Genomic DNA, 23,120 nt, shown 5'->3' on the forward strand with positions numbered 1-23,120 from the left:
CGCGGGCGGATGGGCGGAGCGCCCGATCATGGACGCGGCGATGATCAAATCAGACATATACTGCGATCGTTTATCTCAAATGACTCTGTTGCAGATTCGTTGTATTACGTGTCAGTCAAGGACGTACGGTGAGGTTCGACTTCTTCCAGCCCGGCCGTGACCCCGAGCCCGCAGGCTGGGAGGACTTCCGCCGCGCCAGGGAGCTGACGGCGATCTGGTCGTACGACGTCATCCGTGCCTCTTTCGACGGCTCCTGGGCGCGGCCGCTGCTGTGCGTGGCCCGTGACGGCGAGCGCGTCGTCGGCGCCGTCGGGGCGCTGAGGTCGGGCCAGAGGCCGTTCCTGCTCGACGTACGCCTGCCCGCCCACTCCAACGGCCCCACCTGGGTCCTGCCGGACGGCGCGGAGGGCCGCGCGGTCATCAGGGGCTTCGAACGGGCCGCCCGCAAGGAGTTCGGCCCGTGGCTGGCCGGGGTCGTCTACCGCATGGTCACCGAGCCCGCCCTGCCGCTGGTGGCCAGGCGCGGCGCGGTCGTCCGGCCCTCCCCCGGCACGACCCTGTTACCCCTGCGCTGGACGTCGGCCGACGGCTGGCTCGGCACGCTGAGCGGCAGCCGCCGCGCCTCGCTGCGCCGCCAGGCCCGGCGCGTCGAGCAGGACGGCACGCTGCGCGTCGTGACCGGCGCCGGGCGCACCGACCTCGACCCCGCCGAGCTCGCCGACCTCCACGAGCGCCAGGCCGTCAGGATCACCTCGCGCCCCGCGCCGGGCGAGGGCCCGGCCGCCCTCGCCCGCCGGCTCCTCGCCCGGCCGGCCGCCGCGTTCGACCGCCGCCTGTCGCTGCCCGCCGCCTACTTCGCCGAGTTGATCCCCCGCGACGACGTCTGGACCGTCTCCTACCACGACGGCGACCGGCTGATCGGCGTCGCCGTCGTCTACGACCACCCGGTCACCCCGATGTACGGGCCGTTCGCGGCACTCACCCCGGCCGAGGGCGGGCGCAAGGACCTCTTCTTCTACAGCTACACCCGGATCGTCGCGCACGCGGTGGCCGGCAAGGCCGAGAGCCTGTACGCCGGACGCGGCTTCGTTGACGAGAAACGTTCCCTGGGGTTCGAATACCTCCCCATGAGACTCGTGGCGGTGCCCCGGTGGGCGCTCGGATGAAGGTGGAGCTGCTGGACCCGCGGCACGACCCGGAGCCCGGCGACTGGGAGGAGTTACGCCGGGCCGCGGGGCAGCGCGTGACCTGGCGCTGGGACCTGCTGCGCGCCTACGCCTGGGCCGCCCAGGCCCCCGTCATGGTGGCCGTGCTGCGGCGCGAAGGCCGCGCGACGGGCGCGGTGGCGGCCTCGCTGCGCGCCCCGAGGCTGCGGCGCGGCAGGTACGCCGGCCCCCCGGGCGGCTCGCGCGCCCCGGCGGGCGTCGTGGACGTGCACGCGCCGGGCAACCGCTCCCAGAAGGGCTGGTGGTGGCGGGACGAGCACGACCCCGAGCTCCTGCCCGCCTACCTCCGCGCGGTGCGCCGCGCGCTCGGCCCCGGCTGGCGGAGCACCGTCTGGCGCGAGGTGTCGGAGGGCGAGGACGCGCTGCTGCCCGGCCCGCTCCGGCTGCGCATCCCCACCGCGCCGCTCGCCAGGCTGGCCCTGCCCTGGCCGCGCCTGGACGACTGGTACGCCGTGCTCGACCCGCGCCGCCGCGACTCCCTGCGCAGGCGGGCGAAGACGTTCGCCGCCGAGCTGTCGGTGCGCGTCGGCCCGGCCCGCGACCTGGTCGGCGCGGACGAGGCCGCCCGCCTGCGCGCCGAGAACGACCTCAAGCACCGCAGCAGGCTGTCGCCCGCCCCGCCGCTCCCCCTGCCCTACCTGGAGACGCTGATCGGCAGCGGCGAGAGCGTCGCGCTGACGTACCGGGACGGCCGGAGGCTGCTCGGCCTGTCGCTCATCCTCGACCACCCCGGCTGGCCCGTCTGCCTGAGCTGGGGGGCCGTCCCGCCCGAGCAGGGCGGGCGCAAGCACCTCTACTTCGACGGGTACGTCCGCATGATCGAATGGGCCATCGGGTCGGGCCGGCGCGGGCTGGTGCTCGGCAAGGGCCAGGCCGAGGTCAAACGCGACCTGGGCGCCGAGCTGCGGCCCTCCTCCGCCCTGGCGGTCCCGCTGTGAAGGGGGCCGTCGCGGCGCGCTGCGTCCAGTGCGGTGACCCGCATCCCGTTCGGCTGCGCGGGCGGCGCCGGTCGTGCCGCTCCTGCGGGGCCGTGTTCCGGGCGGCGCCGGTCGTGCCCCGGTCCGTGGCCGGGGATCCGCTGGAGCCTTACCTGCCGGCCCGGATGATCCGGTGGATCCGCGACAACGACGACGACTCCACGCCGGACCGGGCCGCCATGACCCGCTGGTACCGGGAGTTCGACGCGCTCGTGGCGCGGGCCAGGACCGACGAGAGCGCCGCAGGGCTGCTGGCCGAGGTCAGCGAGGTCCCGGCCGGCGACCTGCCCGCCAAGCCCGTCGCCTTCGCCCAGGTGTGCGCGGCCCTGCACGCCACCTGCTACGACCTGCGGCTGGCCCGGGCGCGGCTCGCGCCGGACGACCCGTGGGCGGCCGAGCGGCTGGGGCATGTACGCGCCTGGTTCGCCGGGCCGGGCCGCGCGGACACGTGGCCGGCCGCGCCGCCGGTCGCCGCGCCGGACCCGGAGGCGGTGCGGAAGCTGCTCCCCCTGCCGGAGCGCTTCGAGTCCGGCCCGCTGCGGACGTTCTTCGCCGCGCTGTTCCAGGTGGAGAGGGGGCCCTCGCCGACCGGCGTGCTGGACCGCTTCGGCGCCGAGGCGGTCGAGGACGCCCTGCGGGCCCACCTGCGGGACGGCTCGTACCCGCTGCGCGAGCGCGTGATCGCGGACCTGGACGCCGGATGACCGCCGTCTCCCACCGCGTCGGCCTGTCCCGGCTGACGACGCTGCTGGCCGGCCGGGCCGTCTTCCGTCTCATGCTGTACGGCTCGGCGGCCCTGCTCGCCCTGGCCTGGAGCCGCCCCGACTTCAACGCCTACGCGGCGGTGATGGGCGCGGTCGGCTGGTTGTGCATGGTCGTGCAGTCCGGCGGCGAGAAGGCGGCGCTGAAGCTCATCCCGCGGGCCCGCCGCACCCGCGACGACCTCACCGGGATGCTCCGCGCGCTGGTCGCCTACGTGCCGCTGCCGCCCGCGCTCGCGGCCGTGACCGCGCTGGCGCTCGCCCCGGACGCGCGGGTCACGCTCTACCTGCTGGGCGTCGCCTACTACGTGGGGCTGGGCTGCGGCATGCTGGGCGTGGCCCTGCACCGCGCGCTCGGCCACTACACCCGCGACACCGTGCACTTCGCCGTGCTGGGCGTCGGGATGGGCACGATGGCGGCGCTGGCGTTCCTGGCGGGGATCGGTCCCGCCGGCTACCTGACCGGGCTGCTGGCGCTGGTCACCGCGCTCAACGTCGCGCTGCTGCCGGGGCTGCCGCGCGCGAGGCGGCCACGGCCGGGGGCGCGCCGCGTGCTGGCCGGGACCGTGCTGCTGATGGGCGCGGCCGACGTCATGAACAACGCGATGATCGGCGCGCTGTTCGTGGAGCTGGCGCTCAGCCCGTACGCGGCCCACAGCGGCGACCTCTACCTGGTCATGCTCGGCTGGGGGTTCGCGCTGTCGATCCTCTACACCGTGCAGCGCATCTACCAGCCGCAGCTCTCGCTGCGCGTGGCGGGAGGCGGCGTGGCCGGGGCGCGGGTGCTCGCCCGGCGCATGGCCGGGCTCGCCGCGCTGGGCGCGGCCCTGTGGCTGCTGATCGCCGGGATCGTGCTGGCCGCGTGGGGGCTGGACGGGCCGGTCGCGCTCGCCGTGCTCGCCCTCACCCTGCTGCCGATGCAGGCGCTGGCGAGCGGCGCCACGTTCGTGGTCGAGCACACGAACCTGCGGGCCAACGCCAGGGCGGTCGTCGTCGCCCTGGCCGCCGTCGCCGGGCTGGGCGTGGTGGCGATCTCCCTGGCCGGGGCGGCCGGGGCCGTGTACGCGCTGGGGGCGAACCCGCTCGTCCTCGGCCTGGCATTGTGGAGGGCGCGATGACGGGTGCACCAACTGGCGCACCAACTGGCGCACCGACCGGACTGACCGTGCTCGTCCCCTGCTTCAACGAGGGCACGCAGGTCGAGGTGGCCTACCGGGAGCTGACGGCGGAGCTGGCCGCCGTGGAGGACCTGGAGATCCTCTTCGTGGACGACGGCAGCACCGACGACTCCCTCGCCCGCATCCGCGCGCTCGCCGGGACGGACCCGCGGGTGCGTTATCTGTCCTTCACCCGCAATTTCGGCATCGAGGCCGTCATGGCGGCCGGGTTCCGGCACGCCGGGCAGCCCTGGACCGTCCAGTGCGACGCCGACCTGCAAGTACCGCCGTCGCAGATCTGGCGGCTGCTCGACGGCGCCGCCGGCGGCCACTACGACGTCGTCTTCGGCCGCCGGGTCCGGCGGCGCGACCCCCTCGTGCGCAGGCTCGGCTCGGCCGGGATGCACTGGGCGGCGCGGGCGGTGTTCCGCATCGAGATGCCCCGGGGGGCGTCCACGTTCCGGCTCGTCCGCACCTCCGTCGCCCGCACGATCACGGACCTGCGGCTGCCGTGGTTCATGGCCGCGGTGCCGCTGGTGGGGGCGCGGCACACCCTGGTCGAGGTCAGCCATCGCGAACGCGACGCCGGCCGTTCCAAGCTGCGCCTGGCCCGGCTGGCGGGGCACTCCTTCGAGCTGTTCTTCGGGTTCTCCTGGCGGCCGTTGAACGCGGTCTACCTGCTGGCCGCGCTGGGCCTGGTCGCCGCCGCGCTGGGACTGCCCGGCGCGCACCTGCTGGTGCCGGCGGTGACGCTGGCCGCCGTGGCGGTGGTCGGCCGCTACGTCCACCGCCTCGCGCCGCCCCGGCCCGCGTACTACGTCCGCGAGGCGAACGTGCCGCTGCGGCCCGAGGACACCCTCTTCCAGGGCGCCCCCACCCCGCCGCCGCCGGTCAGTGCCGGGCGGCCAAGTGACGCGCAAGGTGGGCGATGACCTCGCGGGCGTCGTCCTCGATGCCGTGGATGAACGTGGACCTGCGCCGCCGCAGCAGGGGCAGGCCCAGCGCGTACAGGCCGGGGCTGCCGGCCACGCCGCCGTCGTGGCGCAGCCGGCCCTTCGCGTCGAGCACCGGCACGTCGAGCCAGCGGTAGTCGGGCCGGAAGCCGGTGGCCCACACGATCGTGCTGATCTCGCCGCTGCCCAGGTCGAGCTGCCAGCGCGCCGACTCGGGCACCCGGGTGGGCGCGAACCGCTCGGGCGGGCCGACCTCGCCGTCCCGGCCGTGCTCGCGGGCCCACGCGTCGAACGTGCCCAGCAGCCGCTCCATCTTGAGGTCGGCCAGCGAGAACACGTTGCGCAGCCCGCCGGAGAACAGCGCCCGGCCGTCCCGCACGCCCGCCCAGCGGCCCACGAGCTCGACACCCATCGCGGTGAGCGCGTTGAGGTCGAGCGTCGTGCGCTCGGGCGTGCCCACGAGCTGGGGCGAGGGCAGCCGCCTGGCCCGTTCCAGGTCCTCGACCTCGTCGTGGCGCTGGTCCCACACTCCGGAGGCGTCCATCCACCAGAGCACGTCGCGTCCCCGGTAGGTGCGCGGCAGACGGACGTGCTCCCCCACCGACAGCGTCACCGGCCGGCCGGAGGCGCGCAGCTCGGCGGCCAGTTGCACGCCGGTGGCCGACGCCCCGACGACGAGCACGCCGCCCTCGGGGAGCCGGCCGGGCTCGCGGTAGTCGAACGGCGTCAGTTGCCGCACCGACGCCGGCACCGCCTCGCTGAAGGCCGGCACCGCCGGCAGGTTGCACGCCCCGGTCGCGACGACCACCGTCCGGCAGGCGATCTCGCCGTGGCCGGTCGTCACCAGGTAGCCGTCGCCGTCGGGCCGGACGGACGTGACGGCCGTGCCGGTCCGTACGGGGGATCCGGAGAGCGTGGCGAAGCGCTCGATGAGCTGCGTCACCTCCTTCGTGGTCATGTAACCGTCGGGGTCCGGGCCTTCGTAGGCGAGGCCCGGCAGGCGGCTCTGCCAGTTGGGGGTGAGCAGCCGGAAGGAGTCCCATCGTTCGCGGCGCCAGGAGTTGGCCACCTCGCCGCGCTCGATCACCACATGGTCGATCGAGCGCGCGGTGAGGAAGTGGCCGGCGGCGAGGCCCGCGTGCCCCGCCCCGATGACGACCGTCGTGACCCGCTCGGTGATGGCTCGGCCCTCAGGCGACTTCGACGGTGACGTTGGTCGGGTTCGTCAGGGCGTCGAACACCGCCGAGCGCTTCTGGGACTGGGCCACCAGGGCCTCGATGTCCTGCCGCGAGGCGTCCGCGTCGATCTCGAACGTCACCTTGATGTCGTCGAAGCCGTTGCGTACGTCGCTGTCGGCGCCCAGGATGCCGCGGATGTCGTGGGTGCCTTCGAGCCGCGCCTCGACCGAGCGGAGCTGGATGCCACGGTTCTGGGCGACGGAGGCGACGCCGGCCGTCAGGCAGCTCGCCAGGCCGACGAGCAGGTACTCGATCGGCGTGATGCCGTTGTCCTCGGCCGCGAAGACCTCGGGGTGGTCGGCGTCGAACACCGCCTCGCTGCGGTGGGAGCGCTCCTCCCCGAGCCCGAAGAACTCCTTGACCGTCGTCGTGCTGTGCACGCCGTTCCGCCAGGTGCTGGAGGCCCGCCAGACGAACCGCGCGGCCTCGGGCGCGTCCTTCAGCGCCTCGCGCGCGTCCAGCAGCGCCTGCACGTTCACGCCGTTGGAGACCGTGGTCATACCTTCCGCCCTTCCCTCACTACCCGCTATTCCGGTAGGTATTTGACCATACACCGGGCGTGGCGGCTACCATAAGCCCATGTCGCAGCCAGCCAGGACCGTCACGGCCGGCGGCCCCGGCTCTGTGGGCGCCGTCGAGACCCGTTACCTCGACCTGCCCCGGCCCGTACGGCTCGACTGCGGCCGCGAGCTGCATCCGGTCCGGGTGGCGTACGAGACCTACGGCACCCTGTCCCCCCGGCGCGACAACGTCATCCTGGTCTGCCACGCCCTCAGCGGCGACGCCCACGCGGCGGGCGTGTCCACGGCGCCGGCCGAGGCGGGCACCCGCGACGGGTTCGGCGCCGAGGAGCGCGACGGCGCGGGCGGCAAGGCGCTCGGCTGGTGGGACGGCATGATCGGCCCCGGCAAGGCGTTCGACACCGACCGGTTCTTCGTCGTCTCCACGAACCTGCTCGGCGGCTGCCGCGGCACGACCGGGCCGTCCTCGGTGGACCCGGCGACGGGCCGGCCGTACGGGCCGGACTTCCCGGTCATCACGGTCGCGGACATGGTACGGACCCAGCGCGCGTTCCTCGACGCCCTCGGCATCGAACGGCTCGCCGCGGTCGCCGGCGGCTCGCTCGGCGGCATGCAGGCGCTCGAATGGGCGGTGCGCTACCCCGGCCAGGTGGACGCCGTCGTCGCCATCGCCAGCACGCACGCGCTCCACCCGCAGGGCGTGGCCTGGAACGCGATCGCCCGCGAGTCGATCCTGCGCGACCCGGCCTGGCAGGGCGGCCGCTACTACGGCACCGGCCGCGCCCCCGACGCCGGCATGGGCGTCGGGCGGATGGTCGGCCACATCACCTACCTGTCCGCGCCCGCGCTGACCGAGAAGTTCGGCCGGCGGCTGCAGCACGCCGACGACCTCCGCTACACCATCACCGAGCCGGAGTTCGAGGTGGAGAGCTACCTGCGCCACCAGGCCGACGCCTTCGTCAAGCGCTTCGACGCCAACACCTACCTCTACCTCTCGCGCGCCCTCACGTACTTCGACCTCGCCCGGCGGCACGGCGGCGGCTCGCTCGCGCGGGCGCTGGCCGGCGTCGAGGCGCGGACGCTGCTCATCGCCTTCAGCTCCGACTGGCTCTACCCGCCGTCGGCCTCGGAGGAGATCGAGCGGGCGCTGCGGGCCGCCGGCAAGCCGGTCTCGTACGAGCTGATCGAGGCCCCGTACGGGCACGACTGCTTCCTGCTCGAAGAGGCGCGGCAGACTCCCATCATCCGCCGGTTCCTCGGCGGAGCCGGATGACAGCGAGGAAGAGGTTCTTCTCGTGACCGACCAGTCCCCCCGCGACCTCCCCCGGGCCGAACAGGCCCGCGAGTTCGGCTTCGAGACCCGGCAGCTGCACGCCGGGCAGCGGCCCGACCCCAACACGGGCGCGCGGGCGGTGCCGATCTTCCAGACCACCAGCTACGTCTTCGAGGACCCCGAGTCCGCGGCGGCGTACTTCAACCTGCAGGAGTACGGGAACACGTACTCACGGATCATGAATCCGACCGTCGCCGTGTTCGAGGAGCGGGTGGCCAACCTGGAGGGCGGCAGCGGCGCGGTGGCCTTCGCCAGCGGCATCGCCGCGCAGGCCGCCGCGCTCTTCACGCTGCTGCAGCCCGGCGACCACGTCGTGTCGTCCTCGGCTCTCTACGGCGGGACCGTCAACCAGCTCAAGCACCTGCTGCGCAAGATGGGCGTGGAGCTGACGTGGGTGGACCCGGACGACCCGGACGCCTGGCGGCAGGCGGTGCGACCCGCCACCAAGGCGTTCTTCGCCGAGACGATCGGCAACCCGGCCGGCAACGTGCTCGACATCGAGACCGTGGCGGCCATCGCGCACGAGCACGGGCTGCCGCTCGTCGTGGACAACACGTTCGCGACCCCTTACCTGTGCCGGCCGATCGAGTGGGGCGCCGACATCGTGGTCCACTCGGCCACCAAGTTCATCGGCGGCCACGGCACCAGCATCGGCGGGGTGGTCGTGGAGGCGGGCACCTTCGACTGGTCCAACGGGCGCTTCCCGGTCGTCGCCGATCCGTCGCCGGCCTACCACGGGCTGCGTTTCCACGAGACGTTCGGCGAGTACGGCTACCTGATGAAGCTGCGCGCCGAGACCCTGCGCGACCTCGGCGCGGCGCTGTCGCCGTTCAACGCCTTCCTGTTCCTGCAGGGCCTGGAAACGCTGTCGCTGCGGATGGACCGTCACGTCGAGAACGCGCGGGCGGTCGCGGCCTACCTCGACGGGCACGAGCTGGCCTCCAACGTGACCTATCCCGGCCTCCCCGGCGCCAAGTACGCGCCCCTGGTGGAGAAATACCTGCCACGCGGCGCGGGCGCGGTGTTCTCCTTCGACTGCGCGGGCGGCCGGGCCGGCGGGCAGGGCCTCATCGGCGGACTGACGCTCTGGTCGCACCTGGCGAACGTCGGCGACGCCAAGAGCCTGGTCATCCACCCGGCCAGCACGACGCACCGCCAGCTCGGCGACGACGAGCTGCGGGCGGCCGGCGTCGGGCCCGGCACGGTGCGGCTGTCGGTCGGCACCGAGTCCGTCGCGGACCTCATCTGGGACCTGGAACAGGGCTTCGCCCGCGTCGGCGCGGCGATCGGGAAGAAGGCGGGGACGGCATGACCGAGCTCGGACGCTACCAGGACCCGCTGACGATCCAGCGGGTGCTCCACTCCACCAGGACGATCGCGATCGTCGGCCTGTCCGGCAACGAGCTGCGGGCCAGCCACTTCGTCGGCTACTACCTCAAGCGGCACGGCTACCGGGTGATCCCGGTCAACCCGCGCGAGAAGGAGATCCTCGGCGAGCCCAGCTACCCCAGCCTGCTCGACGTGCCGGTGCCGGTCGACCTGGTCAACGTCTTCCGCGCCCCCGACGCGCTGCCGGACCTCGCGCGGGAGACCGTGTCGATCCGCGCCGCCGCCCTCTGGTGCCAGTTCGGCGTGATCAACGAGGAGGGCGCGCGGATCGCCGAGGACGGCGGCGTGACCGTGATCATGGACCGCTGCCTCAAGGTGGAGCACGCGCGGTATGTGGGGCGGATGCACTGGCTCGGCTTCAACACCCGCCGCATCACCTCGGTCCGCTCCGGCCTCCAGTAGCGCGGAACGTTCAAGATTCTCATCCCGGACATCATGATTATTAGTCCCGGCGGTTGATTATGCCGCTTGAATAATTTTCACATTGTTGCACGTCAGGGTGCCGATACGGGACTGTCTCGTCATGACAAATGACGACAAGGAAGCGTACGCATTCGGGCGGACGGTCCGGGACGCCCTGGAAAGCAAGGCCCGGACCGTCCGCTTGTGCCTCATACTCGCCGTTCTCGGAACGAGTATGACCATCCCGCTGTTCATCCTCCTGATCGCCCTCAGGGCGGTTGTCGGCGGGAACTGAAAGCAGCCTCCCAAGAGGCAGGAGCGCCCTTCGCAACCGGACGGAGGATCCTCCTCCTTTGGGAGGCTTTTTTCATCCTGAATGGCAGCGATCCGCCGAAGGTGGATAATCCTCTACCTGAGCAGTCGAACACCGTATCGGGCGTCCACCAGTCTTCCGAGGGGACGGTCATGGGGCCGGACGAGTACGACGTCTTCCTCAGTTACGCCGGCGACGACCGCGAGGAGGCGCGGGCCCTGGAGGACGCGCTGCGCGGGGCGAAGGTGCGCGGCCGGCCCCTGCGCGTCTTCCGCGACGAACGGTCGATCGGCCACCACGAGAGCATCACCAGGAAGATCACGGAGGGCGTGCTCAGGTCGGCCGTCCTGCTCGCCTACTACTCGCGGGCCTATCCGACGCGGCCGGCCTGCCAGCTTGAGCTGACGTTCGCGTTCCTGCTGGCACAGCGGAGCCGTACGGTGCGGGGGCGCGTCCTCGTGGTCAATCCCGAGGACGGCTCGGACCACATCGAGCCCGTCGAGTTACGCGACCTGAAGTACCGGCGGCCGCCCGCCTCCGAGCCCGAACGCCGGCGCTTCGCCGAAGAGGTGGCCGAGCGGGTGGCGGCGCTGTCCGGGCCGCTGGGCGCGGCGGCGAGCGCCGCGCCGCCCCATTGGTGGCCGGGCGAGCCGCTGCCCGACCGCGAGGCGGTCCACCGGTACGCCGAGTTGTGGCGCCTGCACTCGGCCCTGCACGCGGGTGCGTCCGCGCTCGTCGCGCCGGGGCCTCGGATGGGCGTGGCGGTGGTCTCCGGGCTGCCGGGAAGCGGCAAGACCACGCTGGCGGCCCAGTACGCCCAGGAGTTCGCCGCCGCCTTTCCCGGCGGGGTGCACTGGTTCACCCTCGACCCCCGAGAGACGGGCCCTGACCTGCTGCTCGACTACCGCCGCCTGGTGCGTGACATGGCCGTCGCCACCGGGATCCCGCTCGCCGGCGTGCCCGACGACCGCCTGCTCCCGCATGTCGCCGCCCATTTCAGGGGGCGGGCGGAGCCGGCGCTGTGGATCGTCGACCAGCTTCCCGCGGGGATCTCCGACGAGACCGTCCGGGAGCTGCTGATCCCCTCCCGGTACGTACGCACGATCCTGACCTGCCAGGAGGACCGCTTCACCGACCTCGGCGGCCCCGTACGGCTGGGCGGCCTGACGGAGGCCGAGGGGCTCGCCCTGCTCAGGGACGCGTACGGGCCCGGGGAGGAGGCCGAGGCCGCCGCGCTCGTCCGCGGCCTCGGCGGTCATCCGCATGACCTCCGCGTGGCCGGCGCCAAACTGCGGACGGGCCGCGGCATGATCTCGCTGGCCGAGTACCGCCACCAGGTCGCGGGCACGGCGGACAACGTGCTGGCGGACATCCTGCGCGAGCTGGACATCCCGGCCTGGACGGTGCTCGGCCTGGCGTCGTTCCTCGCGCCGGCCCCGCTCCCGCGAGCCCTGCTGAGCCGTGCGGCGGCGCTGCTCCACGGCTGGAGCAGGGAGGAGACGCAGGAGCGGCTGCTGCCCGCGCTGGAGTCGCTGACCCGCAGGTGCCTCGTCGTCGCGGCGGGCGCATGCGTGTCGGTGCACGCGAGGGTGCTGCGCGCCGTGCCGGAGCCGGCCCGGCGCGGCTGCCTGCCCGCGGTGGCCCGGGCCGTAGCCGAACACCTGACCGCGCCGGAGCCGGGGCCTGAGGTCGTGGCGCACGCACGTCACCTGGCGCCCCTGGAGGAACTGCCCGCCGACGTCGCCGAGCCCCTGCTGTCCAGGCTGGCCGCGATCGACGAGCGGGCGTCGAACCTCGTGTCCGCCGCCAGGCACGCACGGGACCTCACGGCCCGGCTGCGCGAACACCACGGCGACGACGCCCCACGCACCCGCACCGCCGCCGCCCGCGCCGCCCTGCTCCTCGTAACCGTCGCCGACTACGCCCCGGCCGCCGACCTGGCCCGTCTCGCCCTCACCGACCCCTCGTCCACCCCGGCCCACGCCGCCCATCCCCCGTCCACCCCGGCCCGCGCCGCCGGCTCCCCGGCCGCGGCGCCTGGCGAGGATGCCGGGGAGGGCCCTGACGAGGTGCGGGCGGCGGCCCTGCACGCGCTCGCCGCCGCGCTCGACGGCATGGGCGAGTACGCGGAGGCGGAGCCGTACTGGTGCCGTCTGGAAGAGCTGCTGCCCGGGATGCCCGCAAGCCGGGCCGACCGGATGCGGGTCGACCGGGCGCGGGCGCTGCGGCAGCGGGGCCGGTTGGCGGCCGCAGCCGCCGTGCTGGCCCAGGTCACCGCCCCCGACCTGCCGCAACGGCACTTGGAGGAGGCGCTGCTGCACGGGCTGACCAGCCGCCCCGGCGTGGCCAGGGCGGCGGCGGAGAAGGCCCTCGCCAGTTTCGAGCGCGCCGGCCTGGCGCAGCACCCGCTCGCCTTCGAGGCGGCCGTGGCGCTGGTGGACGCCGAGCTCGCGGCGTTCGCGCACCGGCCGGCCCCGTTCGGCAAGGTGGACCGGGAGCAGCTCGCCCGGATGAGGACGCTCTGTGAGGAGTACGAGCGCACCCTGGGCCCCTCGAACCCGCTCACCCTGAGCGCCCAGGTGAGCTACGGCATCAACCTGGCGGGCTGGCAGGACGCCGCGGCGGGCCGGGCCGTGCTGGAGGCGGCGGACGAGCAGGCCCGCACCGTCCTGGGCGAGCTCCACCCCATCAGGCTGCGCATCCGCTACGGCCTCAGCTGCGCCGCCATGCGGGCGTTCGACTTCCCGCTCGCCGCCGACCTCGCGGGCCGGGCGTACGACGGCCAGCGGCTGGTGCTCGGCGAGCGGCACCCCGACACCCTGAAGTCGCTGCTGCAGCTCGGCATAGCCCGCTACAACGTACGGAATGGGGACGGTGCCGGTCGGGACGACGCCGAGGCACGCGAGCTGATCAGCGAGGCCCGGCGCGGCCTGAGCGAGGTCCACGGCCTGTGGCACGACGAGGTGGTGCGGGGCTACATCGCGGAGGTCTTCGGCGCGCTGCCCCGGCCGCTGTTCGACGGGATGATGCAGGCGACGAACCTCGCCACGGCCGCCCCGGCCAGGCTGCGCCGCGCGCTGAAGGGCCTGCTCGGCCGGGAGTGATCACGTCCCTCGCCCGCAGGCGGGCCGCCGGTCGCCGTCCGGCAGGAACCTGGCCCATTCCGCGGGGGTCAGCTCCCGTCCGGCGATGGCGCAGGCGACGCGGATCAGCTCGCCGGGGTCGACGGGCCAGCGGCTCACCGATCCGTCGTCGGTGAGCACCATGAGGCTCCTGCCGTCCGCGGTGAAGACGGGCTGCGGCTGGTCGGCGAAGTCGTCGAAGGGCAAGGGCTCGCCGACGGGTTCCAAGGTGCGGGTGTCCCACAGCCGCAGGGGCTCCTCGGTCGTCATGAGGGTGCCGTCCGGGCTGACGGTGCCGTTGCCGTTGCCGGTGCGGAGACTGCGGCGCACCGCGCAGGACTCGGGGTCCACGAAACGTACGGTCCGGTCGCCGGAATTGAGCACGAGCGTGTGCTCGTCAGGGGTGAAGGACACCGCGCCGGTGGCCAGGGTGTAGTCGCCGGCCTGCCGGTCGCAGCCGCCGCCGGGCGCGCCGGAGGCGACGTCCCAGGTGCGGAGCTGCGTCGTGCTGAGGCTGGCCGCCAGCCGGTTCCCCTCCCGGTCGAGCGCGATCTCCGGGTAGACGGCGGAGCTGGTGAGGTCGGCCGGCTGGGCGAAGTCCGGCAGGAGGATCCGCGCCACGGTGGCGCCGGTGCCGGTCTCGTGAACCGTCGCCGTGTAACGGCCGGTCCTCGGATCGGCCAGCGTCCTCGCCAGTCGGCGGCCGTCGCCGCTGAAGGCCACCCGGGTGCCGACGTCGTACGGGAACCCCAGCACGACCCTGGCCTCGGCGATGGACCAGAGCACGTACTGGTTGTCCAGGTACGCCAGCAGGTGCCGACCGCCGGGGGAGATCCGCAGGCCGGACGCGCCGCGCAGGTCGGGGACGGGCACGTCCGTGCCGGTCCGCAGGTCGCGCCGCCACACGCCCTCGCTCGCGTCGGTGTGGTACAAGGTGACGCCGTCAGCGCTCAACGTGGGTGTGTCGTCCGTGCGCGGCGCGGTCGGCACGTCGGCGGGCCGCAGCGCGGACGCCACGTCCCAGACGACGGCCGCGCCCTCGCCGCCGACCCCCACGAGGCGGCGTCCCGAGGGGTCGAACATCGCGTTGTAGATCACGTCCGGCTCGCCGGGCAGCGAGATCAGCCGCGGTTCCGGCGCGTTCAGGTCGATCAGGCGGACGTCGTCACCGGACAGGGCGACGAGGCCGCCGTCCGGGGAGACTTCCGCGCCCCAGGCGTCGGTCTCGGCCGAGGTGATGAACTCGTCGGTGAGGAGGTCCACGACGACGATGGGCGTGTCGCGGATCAACGCGCGCCGGTCGCGGCCCCCGAAGACCACGTCGTCCCCGCGCTTCGTCCAGCGCGTACGGCCGGTGCGCGCGTCCAGCAACGTCTGGAGGTGGGCGTTGTCCTTGGAGTCGGCCGCGACGAGAAAGGCGCCGGTGGGGCTGAAGGTGAGCGCGGGGTCGGATCCGGGGACCCGCCGGGCACGGCTGAGCACCTTGCCGTCGCCGGTGGCGACCACGACCAGCGTGCCGTCCGCCGTCCAGGCGGCGGCCCGGTCGCCGGACGGGGACACGGCCACGGCGACCGGGCGGCCGGGCAGGCCGAGCCGCCACCGGCGTCCGCCGCCGGCCGCGTCGTAGCCGGCCAGGCCGTCCAGCTTCGTGCCCTCCGCGAGGACGATGCGGCGGCCCCGCAGGTGGACATAGGCGTACCGGCCGGACATCCTGGCCGTCACCGTGCGCGGCGAGCGCGGGTCCCACACGACCGGCGTGCCGGACAGGTCCTTGCCGAACACCCGCCCGCTCCGCCGGTCCACCTCGAACAGCGTGCCCGCGCGCCGGCCCAGCACCCGGCCGCTCAGCAGGTCCACGAACGCGACCGTGCCGGGCGCTGAGGCCGCGGCGGCGACCCTGTGGTCGACGCTGACGTCCATCGGCGCGTCGCCGGTCCACACCAGGCGGGCCGGCTCGGCGGCGAGGTCCCACAGCAGGACGCGGCCCCCGTCCTCCTCCGCGGCGAGGTGGCGGCCGTCCGGGCCGAAGGCCAACCGCCGTACGTTCGCGAGCTGTTCGAAGGGGCTGCGCAGGACGCGGGCCATGCCGCCGGTGAGGTCCCACACGTAGATCCGCCCGTCGGCGGGCGCGCCTGCGTCGCCCGCCTCGGAGTACCTGGAGGCCGCCATCCTGCGCCCGTCGGGGCTGATCGCGAGCGTCTGCAGATGGAAGGGGATCGGGTCACCCGGCCGGATGCGCGGGAACGTGAGCACCCCGCGCATCGCCTCGTGCACCGTCGTGACGAGGCTGCCGCGGGCGGCGGCGGTCCCCTCCGTACGCCAGGCGTGCACGGCCAGCAGCAGCGCCCGGTCCAGGTTGCCGTCCCGGTCGGCGAGCGCCTGGCCGGCGAGGTACCGGGACGTCGCCTGGCGCAGATTGGCCAGTGCCTCCTCGGCGCGCAGCGCGGCGATCACCGCCGCCGCCGCCGTGGACGCGGCCAGCACGGCGAGCGCGGTCACGGCCGCGGCGGTCACCCGGCGGGTCTTGCGGTGCTGGCGTACGTCCTCGCCGTCGAGCTCGTCCGGATCCCTGCCGTGCAGGGGCGCGGCGAGCTGCACCAGGCAACCGCGGAACCGCTCGTTGCGCAGGTCGCGCTGGTCCTCCTCGGCCGCCCAGCGCAGATCGACCCAGAGCGGCTGGTGAAGGTGGACGTCGCGGAGCGCGGGCGGCAGCGCGGAGGAACGTTCCACGTCGAAGTCACCGGCGTCCTTGTCCCAGACGAGCGAGCCGCCACACAGGACCAGCCGCAGCGTGTCCACGCTCTTGTGCGTCAGCCAGTAGCGGATCTCGTCGTCCACCCAGGCCGACCCGGCGGCCTGCGGCGAGAGGAACACGATGAGGAAGCGGGAGGCGGCGAGCGCGTCCTCGATCGCCGGGCCCAGCCCGGGGCTCGCCGGCAGGCTGGACTGGTCGCGGAAGATCCGTAAGGCCCGCAGCCGGTACCAGGGCCGGGCCAGGCGGTGCAGGCCGTCGCGTACGGCCCTCACCAGGTGGGAGTCCGGCTCCCAGGCATAGGACAGGAAGGCGTCGTACCGGTGCGCGGACGGCGGGCCCGTGCGCTCATCCACCCGTTCATCGTCCGGCACCGGCCATCGCCTCCGGATCGCTCACCCCGGCCAGCTCGCCGAAGCCCATCGCGTAGTCCTGGATGCGTCTCTGCACCTGCCGCAGCTCGGCGCGGCAGGCGCCGTTGTCCGGCCACGCCGACTCGGGCGCGTCCGGATGCGCCTGCTCGTACTCGCGCAGCCGGGGGTGCCACTTCGACAGGAAGGGCCGCAGCTCCTGGTTGAGCATGGTGATCGCGAGCTGCTCGACCGTACGGCCGCCGGGGGCGGGCACCGACGGCCGGCTCGCTTTCAGCGTGTCGCGTACGGTGGCGAACAGGCCGTAGAGCGAGGAGAGCGCCTCCCGCGTCAGGCCCTCGTCGTCGTCCAGCGGCTGCGTGGACACGCGGGTCGTGGTCTCCACGAACAGCTTCCATGCGACGTCGCGGCTCTCGTTGTTGACCACGAACGTCAGCTCGCTCACCTGCGGGAGCGACAGCTTCACCTCGGTCAGCCGGGCCGACCGGTTGTAGATCTGGATCACCACGACGCCCGCCATCCCCGCCACCGCTCCGGCGGTGACGTAGAGGCCGCGGCCGCCGATGCGTGTCAACTCGAAGATCACCAGACCGGCCAGCGCGCCGACGACGGCCGCCGCGGCCACGCGCACGATTCGCCCGCGCGGCAGCGGGGTTCGGGGGGTCTTCACCGCCACGAGGCGACTCTACATTCGGCGTCTCCGGACAGCCAGACGATCGGCGCCCGCGGTCCGGCTCGTTTTTGGTGGCAGAATGCAGTCATGCGGCTACCGCGAGCAAGATATTTCAACACCACCGGTCCGTGCGATCCCCAGCGCCACTACATGCTGCCCCCCACGCAGCGGCTCCCCCAGGCGCGCGAGCTCATCGAGATGGACCGCTACTTCGTGCTGCACGCGCCCCGGCAGACCGGCAAGACGACCACCCTGGACACCCTGGCCTCCGAGCTGAACACCCAGGGCGACATCGCCGCCCTGATGTTCTCCTGCGAGAGCGCCAAGGCCGCCGGCGACGACTACGCTGCGGCGGAGTCGCTACTGCTGGACTCCCTGCGCGAGGCCGCCGAAGAGTCGGGATGGCCCGACGAGCTGCTGCCACCGAATCCCTGGCCGCACTCCTCCCCGGGCAGCCGGCTCCGTGCGGCACTGCGTGAGTGGTGCCGCCGCAGCCCGCACCGGGTGGTGCTACTCCTCGACGAGATCGACGCCCTGCAGGGCACCAGCATGGTCAGCATCCTCAGCCAGCTCCGCCACGGCCACAACGCCCGGCACAAGGGGCTTCCGTTTCCTGCTTCGGTGGTGCTGTGCGGGCTGCGCGACGTGCGTGACTACAAGGTCGCCTCGGGCGGCCCATCCGACAGGTCGAACCCGGCCAGCCCGTTCAACATCGTCGCCGATTCACTGCGCCTGGGCGACTTCACCGCCGACGACATCACCGAACTCTACGGCCAGCACACCCAGGCCACCGGCCAGGAGTTCACCAAAGACGCGGTGGACCGGACCTTCGAATTGACGCAGGGCCAGCCCTGGCTGGTCAACGCCCTCGCCTACGAAATCATCTCCAAGATGAGAGTGACCGGCGCCATCACCTGCGAGCGGGTCGAGGAGGCCAAGGAGCGGCTCATCCGAGCCCGCGCCACCCACCTGGACTCCCTGGTGGCCAGGCTCCACGAGCCGCGGGTCAAACGGGTGCTGGAACCCGTGGTGGCCGGCGCCCTGCCCCAGGCCGACCCCACCTTCTCCGGCGACCTGTCCTACGTCCGCGACCTCGGCCTGATCAAACAGAAACCCCCGCTCGAAGTGGCGAACCCGATCTACCGCGAGGTCATCCTGCGGGTGCTCGGCGACCCGTTCGAACACTACGTGATGGCCGAGCCCCGCAGCTTCGTGCTCCCCGACGGCCGGTTCGACCTGCCACGCCTGCTCCAGGAGTTCGTCACCTTCTGGCGCGAACACGGCGAAGTCCTCATCCAGCAGGAGGGCTACCACGAAGCCGCCTGCCAGATCATCCTCATGGCCTTCCTGCACCGCCTCATCAACGGCGGCGGCCACCTCGACCGCGAATACGCCGCCGGCACCAAACGCCTCGACGTCCTCATCCGCTGGCCCTACACCACCCCCGACGGCGAACGCCTGACCCAACGCGAGGTCATGGAGCTGAAAGTCTGGCGACCAGGCGAACCCGACCCCACCCACGCCGGCCTCACCCAACTCGACCACTACCTCGACCGCCTCACCCTCACCACCGGCTCCCTCGTCATCTTCAACCGCCGCCCCGAAGCCCCACCCTGGCAAGAACGCGGCAACTTCGAACACGCCACCACACCCGCCGGCCACCAGGTCACCATCCTGCGCGTGTGACAGAAAAGACAGCATCTGAATATTCCGTCCACTCTTGCCCTATTAATGAACCTACCGAGTAGTATGCGGATATTCGCGGCACAGTCTCGGAGGAATTCATGGCGGTTGTGAACGGACCAGACTCCCCCATTCTCATCGAACAGCGGAAAACCGTGGCAATTGTCACACTGAACCGCCCGAAACAACGCAACGCCCTGTCGTCGGACATGCTGAACGCCATTGTCGACGCCTTTCACTGGGCGGAGCGCGAATCCTCCGTCCACGCCGTCGTCCTGACCGGCGGCACCAAACTGTTCGCCTCCGGGGCGGATCTTCGCGAGCTGCGCGCCGCCTCGTCCGTCGACTACCTGCGGTCGGAGCGGCAGAAGGCCTGGCCCCGGATCGCCGCCTTCAAGAAGCCGCTCGTGGCGGCGGTCGCCGGATACGTGCTCGGCGGCGGCTGTGAGATGGCGATGAGCTGCGACTTCATCGTGGCCGCCGACTCGGCCGTGTTCGGCCAGCCGGAGATCAGGCTCGGTCTCATCCCGGGCGCCGGGGGAACGCAGCGGTGGGCGCGGGTGGCGGGCCGGTTCATGGCGGCCGAGCCGGTGCTTCTCGGCAGGAACGTCGACGCCTGGACCGCCCGGCGCATGGGCCTGGTGAACCGGGTCGTGCCGGCGGAGTGCGTGGTCGAGGCGGGGGTGGCGCTGGCGGAGGAGGCGGCCAGGCACAGCACCGTCGCGGCCTCGCTGGCCAAGTCGGCGCTGCGCGCCTCCGAGGAGGTCGGCGTCTCGGCCGGGCTGGACTTCGAACGGTCCCAGCTCGCGGTGGCCCTGTCGTCGGCCGACCGGATGGAAGGGATCGACGCGTTCCTGGAGAAGCGGCCCCCGCGGTTCCAGGGACACTGAGGTCCAGGAAACCTGAGCCGGCCCGCTCCCTCCCCGGGGCGGGCCCGGCCATCGTCAACGCGCCTCGGCCGGGAAGTCGCCGGCCCGTCCCAGCAGGGCGGGCGCCTCGGACTTCCCCAGCCGCTCGCAGATCCAGGTGCCCGCCGCGGCCGTCGCCGCGAGGTCGAGGCCGGTACGCACCCCGCTGCGCTGCAGCGTGTAGAGGAGGTCCTCGGTGGCGATGTTGCCGGTGGCCGCCGGGGCGAACGGGCAGCCGCCGATCCCGCCGGCGCTCGCGTCGAGAACGCGCACCCCGCTCTCCACCGCCGCCAGCGCGTTGGCGTACCCGGTGTTGCGGGTGTTGTGGAAGTGCATGCGCAGCGGCACGCCGGGGGCGGCCCGCGTGACCAGGGCCGTCAGGTCCCTGACCTGGCGGGGCACGCCCACGCCGATCGTGTCCGCGAGCGCGAGCTCGTCGGCGGGCGTGGCCAGGGCCGACTCGACGATCCGCAGCACCCGGCCGGGGGGCACCTCGCCCTCGAAGGGGCAGCCGAAGGCGGCCGACACGGTGAGGCTGACCCGCAGTCCGGCCGCCCGGGCGGCGGCGGCGATGTCGTGCCAGGCCGCGAGCGCGGCCTCGACGCCCATGCCCTGGTTGCGCCGGCTGAACGTCTCCGTGGTGATGACGACGTAGTTGACCTCGTCGACGCCGGCGGCGAGGGCCCGGTCGAGCCCGCGCCGGTTGAGCACAAGGCCGATGTAGGAGACGCCGGCCTGCCGGGGAACGGCCGCCATGACCGCCTCGGCGTCGGCCATCTGCGGCACCCGCCCGGGGTGGACGAAGCTCACCGCCTCGATGCGGCGTGCGCCCGCCCTGACGAGGCGTTCGATGTATTCCACTTTCGTGTCCGTGCCGAGCAGTTCCCGCTCGTTCTGCAGGCCGTCCCGCGGGCCGACCTCCACCAGTTCAACAGAATGCGTCTCCAACGGTTCCCCTGGTCATTCGTCGTCAGGATCGGGATTTCTGGCGGCGCCGATGCTCATCAACGTCGAACGGGCGCTGAAAATGTGCGACTGCATGATGGACTGCGCCCATTCGCCGTCGCGGCCGGCGAAGGCCACCAGCAGTTCGCGGTGGTGGGCCATGCTGCGCGACAGCGAGTCCTTGTCGTACTGGCGGAAGGTGCGGTAGACGAGGGGGACCTGCACCACGGCCGTCAGCAGGCTGCTGAGCCGCTGGTTGCGGGCGGCGTTCATGATGGCGTTGTGGAACTGGCCGTTCAGCTCGGCGATGCGGTCGAGGTGTCCGGGCTCGGCCTCCTCGGCCAGTGCCTCCATGCGCCCGGCGAGGTCGGCCAGGTGCTCACGCTCCTCGTCGGAGATGCGGTGCGCGGCCCGGCGGGCGACGGCCCCTTCGAGCTGCGCGCGGATCGTGAACAGGTCCCACAGGTCCTCGGGCCGCCACTCCGGGAGGCGGGCCCCGATGTTGGTCTCCCACTCGATGAAGCCCTCGGAGTGCAGCCGGCGCAGGGCCTCCCTGACGGGGGTGCGGCTCGCGCCGACCGCTTTGGCCAGGCTGGCCTCGGTGAGCTTGGCGCCCGGCTCGTAGGCGGAGCTCAGGAGGAGATCGCGGATGAGTTCGTAGGTACGTTCAGCCTTGGCCACGCCGGCACCTCAACCTTCACGTTCGGCTCGAAAGGATGCGGGACAGGTGACCGCCATGGCGGGCCAAGACCGGACGGCTCATCGGGCGGCGGCGGGCCGGCCGGAGCGCACATCTGCGATTTCAACCGGAATAGCGACATATTTCCGATTTGCCACCAGCCGCGCGCGACCGGCCGGCGTCATACGGCTCTCGTCCCATTCCGTGCTGTCGCCCCACGTAATGGCAACATCCCCCAGATCGGACACCTTACCGGCCAGCTCGCGGCGGACACTCTGCTCGAAATAAGGACTGTACATGCACCCGGGAGCGGTCGTGGTGAGCGTGAGATCGACCGTGACACGGCCGTCGGCCGCGCTCCGGACGTCCACGGACTCGACCAGCCCCATGTCCACGATGCCCATCGGCTGGCCCACCCCGAGACTGCACGGGTCCTGGACCTCGTTGCACGCCTCGAGGACCTGAGCCACCAGATCCTGCTGTTCGGTCGCCATCAGCACCTCCTCGTGAGAACCGGACGTCAGCCGGCCAGCCGTTCCCGGTGCAGCTGCCACGGACGCTCGCCCTCGGCCAGGTACGCGGCCCGGCGCTCGGCGATCCCGTCCGTGCTGATCTTCTGCTTGACCTCGTCCAGGTCCAGGCCGTGCAGCCGGGCGGCGTTGCCCGCGAACAGCTTGGCCTTGATCTCGTCGGTCAGCTCGGGGAAGCCCCACCCCTCGACGAGGTCCTCCGGCATGGTGAAGTCGCGCAGCGTCTCGACGATGGGCTGCGGGTGCGCCGACGGGACGCCCGTCGCGAAGAGGATGCGGTCGGTCCCCCCGTGCGACATGAGCGTGCCGATGATCTCGGCGAACTTCCGGGGCTTGCGGACGATCATGTTGGAGACCGACTCGATGGTCGCGTAGATGTTGCTGTGCGAGCGCAGTTGCAGCGCGCAGTCCTCCAGGAACGCCCAGCCGCTGTGCACGACCTCGAAGGTCATGTCGGGGAACGCGATGGCCGCCGTGGTCACGTCGTCGACGTGGTTGAGCACCCGGGGACCCGCCCCCGCCGGCACCGCCTTGTGGATCGCGATGTGCCGCATGCCGAGCTCGCGCGCCTTCTCCAGGTACGGGAACACCAGCTCCCGGTCGTTGAGCAGGGTGAGCTTGGAGGAGTTGATCACGGGGTCGACGACGCCGTTCGTGGGGTAGAACTTCAGGCCGTCGATGTCGTCCTCACGGATCCGCTGCTCCATCAGCTCCAGCTCGGCCGGCCCGCGCAGCGGGTCGACCGGGGCGTAGAGCAGGACCCGGCCGGGGTAGGCGCGCTTGAGCGCCTTGCCCAGCTCGTACGGCGAGGCGCCCCCGGAGAAGAACCCGTCGATCTCGACGCCGTGGTAGAACATCACGTCCACGTCGCTCTCGACGAAGACGATCTCCGCGAGCTCCTCGGCGGTCCAGCCGGCGGTGAACTCGTCCTTGGTCATCAGATAGCCGGGCTTGCTCGACTCCACGGACGTGTGCCCCACGCGGTAGAGGAAGTCGACCATCCCGTCGTACGACGCCTGCGGGCAGTCCTCCCTCCGGTTCTCCGGCCGGAAGTCGTATCCGTGGACTACGGCGTCGATCACCGGCATGTCGCCGATCATGGATCCTCCAGGGCATTGCTACGAGCGAAGTGTGTGCAATCTAGGCACGCCCGCCCGGAGGCGTCAATACTCGGCGACCACGCCGC

20 protein-coding genes are annotated in these 23,120 nt (G+C 72.7%); 12 read left to right on the top strand and 8 right to left on the bottom strand.

The window, feature by feature from the left end; translation table 11 throughout:
• Window positions 1-128 precede the first annotated feature (128 nt).
• From SMD20_RS17000 to SMD20_RS17020, 5 genes are all read left to right on the top strand, one after another.
• Window positions 129-1,166 (top strand): hypothetical protein, encoded by a 1,038-nt coding sequence (locus SMD20_RS17000; protein ID WP_329581754.1) that lies wholly within the window; start codon window positions 129-131, stop codon window positions 1,164-1,166.
• Window positions 1,151-2,164, top strand: coding sequence for a hypothetical protein (locus SMD20_RS17005; RefSeq protein WP_329581756.1), 1,014 nt, complete (start codon window positions 1,151-1,153; stop codon window positions 2,162-2,164). Before SMD20_RS17000 ends, SMD20_RS17005 begins: the two co-directional genes overlap by 16 nt.
• Window positions 2,165-2,277: 113 nt before the next feature.
• Complete coding sequence (locus SMD20_RS17010; RefSeq protein WP_329581759.1) at window positions 2,278-2,907, top strand: hypothetical protein; 630 nt, start codon at window positions 2,278-2,280, stop codon at window positions 2,905-2,907.
• A complete protein-coding gene (locus tag SMD20_RS17015; RefSeq protein ID WP_329581762.1) occupies window positions 2,904-4,082 on the top strand; it encodes a hypothetical protein in 1,179 nt (392 codons plus the stop codon). Before SMD20_RS17010 ends, SMD20_RS17015 begins: the two co-directional genes overlap by 4 nt.
• Window positions 4,079-5,053 (top strand): glycosyltransferase family 2 protein, encoded by a 975-nt coding sequence (locus SMD20_RS17020; RefSeq protein ID WP_329581765.1) that lies wholly within the window; start codon window positions 4,079-4,081, stop codon window positions 5,051-5,053. Before SMD20_RS17015 ends, SMD20_RS17020 begins: the two co-directional genes overlap by 4 nt.
• On the opposite strand, the gene SMD20_RS17025 is transcribed toward SMD20_RS17020, so the two are convergent.
• Complete coding sequence (locus SMD20_RS17025; RefSeq protein ID WP_329592578.1) at window positions 5,013-6,254, bottom strand: NAD(P)-binding domain-containing protein; 1,242 nt, start codon at window positions 6,252-6,254, stop codon at window positions 5,013-5,015. The two genes, SMD20_RS17020 and SMD20_RS17025, sit on opposite strands and share 41 nt — an antisense overlap.
• Window positions 6,255-6,264: 10 nt before the next feature.
• Window positions 6,265-6,813: an OsmC family protein gene (locus SMD20_RS17030; protein WP_020546081.1), complete on the bottom strand. Its 549-nt coding sequence runs from the start codon at window positions 6,811-6,813 to the stop codon at window positions 6,265-6,267.
• Between the two features lie 79 nt (window positions 6,814-6,892).
• Between SMD20_RS17030 and metX the strand changes: the two genes are divergently transcribed.
• The 5 genes from metX to SMD20_RS17055 all read left to right on the top strand — a co-directional run bounded on the left by metX (window position 6,893) and on the right by SMD20_RS17055 (window position 13,375).
• Window positions 6,893-8,107: a homoserine O-acetyltransferase MetX gene (gene metX, locus SMD20_RS17035; protein ID WP_329581775.1), complete on the top strand. Its 1,215-nt coding sequence runs from the start codon at window positions 6,893-6,895 to the stop codon at window positions 8,105-8,107.
• Window positions 8,108-8,129: 22 nt separating this feature from the next.
• The gene (locus tag SMD20_RS17040) at window positions 8,130-9,479 is read left to right on the top strand and encodes an O-acetylhomoserine aminocarboxypropyltransferase/cysteine synthase family protein (RefSeq protein ID WP_329581778.1); all 1,350 of its coding nucleotides are present in this window, start codon (window positions 8,130-8,132) and stop codon (window positions 9,477-9,479) included.
• Window positions 9,476-9,958 (top strand): CoA-binding protein, encoded by a 483-nt coding sequence (locus tag SMD20_RS17045; RefSeq protein WP_329581780.1) that lies wholly within the window; start codon window positions 9,476-9,478, stop codon window positions 9,956-9,958. The genes SMD20_RS17040 and SMD20_RS17045 overlap by 4 nt, the downstream gene beginning before the upstream one ends.
• 121 nt (window positions 9,959-10,079) lie before the next feature.
• Entirely contained in the window at window positions 10,080-10,253 is a 174-nt protein-coding gene (locus tag SMD20_RS17050; RefSeq protein WP_329581782.1) for a hypothetical protein, read from the top strand.
• A gap of 170 nt (window positions 10,254-10,423) precedes the next feature.
• On the top strand, window positions 10,424-13,375 hold the full coding sequence (locus tag SMD20_RS17055) for a TIR domain-containing protein (protein ID WP_329581786.1): 2,952 nt from the start codon (window positions 10,424-10,426) through the stop codon (window positions 13,373-13,375).
• On the opposite strand, the gene SMD20_RS17060 is transcribed toward SMD20_RS17055, so the two are convergent.
• Both SMD20_RS17060 and SMD20_RS17065 read right to left on the bottom strand, forming a co-directional pair.
• Window positions 13,376-16,501, bottom strand: coding sequence for a TIR domain-containing protein (locus SMD20_RS17060; protein ID WP_329581789.1), 3,126 nt, complete (start codon window positions 16,499-16,501; stop codon window positions 13,376-13,378). It abuts the gene before it with no gap.
• Window positions 16,502-16,505: 4 nt separating this feature from the next.
• Window positions 16,506-17,192 (bottom strand): hypothetical protein, encoded by a 687-nt coding sequence (locus tag SMD20_RS17065; protein ID WP_329581791.1) that lies wholly within the window; start codon window positions 17,190-17,192, stop codon window positions 16,506-16,508.
• A 147-nt stretch (window positions 17,193-17,339) separates the two neighbouring features.
• Here SMD20_RS17065 and SMD20_RS17070 point away from each other — a divergent pair, with 147 nt between their 5' ends.
• Together SMD20_RS17070 and SMD20_RS17075 are read left to right on the top strand one after the other, a co-directional pair.
• Window positions 17,340-18,875, top strand: a complete 1,536-nt coding sequence (locus SMD20_RS17070; protein ID WP_329581794.1) for an ATP-binding protein — start codon at window positions 17,340-17,342, stop codon at window positions 18,873-18,875.
• 98 nt (window positions 18,876-18,973) lie between these two features.
• A complete protein-coding gene (locus SMD20_RS17075; protein WP_329581796.1) occupies window positions 18,974-19,762 on the top strand; it encodes an enoyl-CoA hydratase-related protein in 789 nt (262 codons plus the stop codon).
• Window positions 19,763-19,816: 54 nt separating this feature from the next.
• Here SMD20_RS17075 and SMD20_RS17080 read toward each other — a convergent pair whose 3' ends face one another.
• From SMD20_RS17080 to SMD20_RS17095, 4 genes are all read right to left on the bottom strand, one after another.
• On the bottom strand, window positions 19,817-20,728 hold the full coding sequence (locus SMD20_RS17080; protein WP_329581799.1) for a hydroxymethylglutaryl-CoA lyase: 912 nt from the start codon (window positions 20,726-20,728) through the stop codon (window positions 19,817-19,819).
• A gap of 12 nt (window positions 20,729-20,740) precedes the next feature.
• The gene (locus tag SMD20_RS17085; protein WP_329581802.1) at window positions 20,741-21,406 is read right to left on the bottom strand and encodes a GntR family transcriptional regulator; all 666 of its coding nucleotides are present in this window, start codon (window positions 21,404-21,406) and stop codon (window positions 20,741-20,743) included.
• A gap of 78 nt (window positions 21,407-21,484) precedes the next feature.
• Window positions 21,485-21,898 carry an iron-sulfur cluster assembly protein gene (locus SMD20_RS17090; RefSeq protein WP_329581806.1) on the bottom strand — a complete coding sequence of 138 codons (414 nt, stop codon included), beginning with the start codon at window positions 21,896-21,898 and terminating at the stop codon, window positions 21,485-21,487.
• A 26-nt stretch (window positions 21,899-21,924) separates the two neighbouring features.
• Window positions 21,925-23,034 (bottom strand): amidohydrolase family protein, encoded by a 1,110-nt coding sequence (locus tag SMD20_RS17095; protein ID WP_329581809.1) that lies wholly within the window; start codon window positions 23,032-23,034, stop codon window positions 21,925-21,927.
• Window positions 23,035-23,120: the final 86 nt, after the last annotated feature.

It is taken from the genome of Nonomuraea sp. LP-02, from assembly GCF_036289125.1.
In the GTDB taxonomy this organism is placed as follows: Bacteria; Actinomycetota; Actinomycetes; order Streptosporangiales; family Streptosporangiaceae; genus Nonomuraea; species Nonomuraea bangladeshensis.

Coding starts and splice junctions, on each gene's coding strand:
- SMD20_RS17050 (WP_329581782.1), top strand. CDS start 10,080: ATGACAAATGACGACAAGGAAGCGTACGCATTCGGGCGGACGGTCCGG.
- SMD20_RS17030 (WP_020546081.1), bottom strand. CDS start 6,813: ATGACCACGGTCTCCAACGGCGTGAACGTGCAGGCGCTGCTGGACGCG.
- SMD20_RS17090 (WP_329581806.1), bottom strand. CDS start 21,898: ATGGCGACCGAACAGCAGGATCTGGTGGCTCAGGTCCTCGAGGCGTGC.
- SMD20_RS17075 (WP_329581796.1), top strand. CDS start 18,974: ATGGCGGTTGTGAACGGACCAGACTCCCCCATTCTCATCGAACAGCGG.
- SMD20_RS17070 (WP_329581794.1), top strand. CDS start 17,340: ATGCTGCCCCCCACGCAGCGGCTCCCCCAGGCGCGCGAGCTCATCGAG.
- SMD20_RS17015 (WP_329581762.1), top strand. CDS start 2,904: ATGACCGCCGTCTCCCACCGCGTCGGCCTGTCCCGGCTGACGACGCTG.
- SMD20_RS17020 (WP_329581765.1), top strand. CDS start 4,079: ATGACGGGTGCACCAACTGGCGCACCAACTGGCGCACCGACCGGACTG.
- metX (WP_329581775.1), top strand. CDS start 6,893: ATGTCGCAGCCAGCCAGGACCGTCACGGCCGGCGGCCCCGGCTCTGTG.
- SMD20_RS17045 (WP_329581780.1), top strand. CDS start 9,476: ATGACCGAGCTCGGACGCTACCAGGACCCGCTGACGATCCAGCGGGTG.
- SMD20_RS17095 (WP_329581809.1), bottom strand. CDS start 23,034: ATGATCGGCGACATGCCGGTGATCGACGCCGTAGTCCACGGATACGAC.
- SMD20_RS17055 (WP_329581786.1), top strand. CDS start 10,424: ATGGGGCCGGACGAGTACGACGTCTTCCTCAGTTACGCCGGCGACGAC.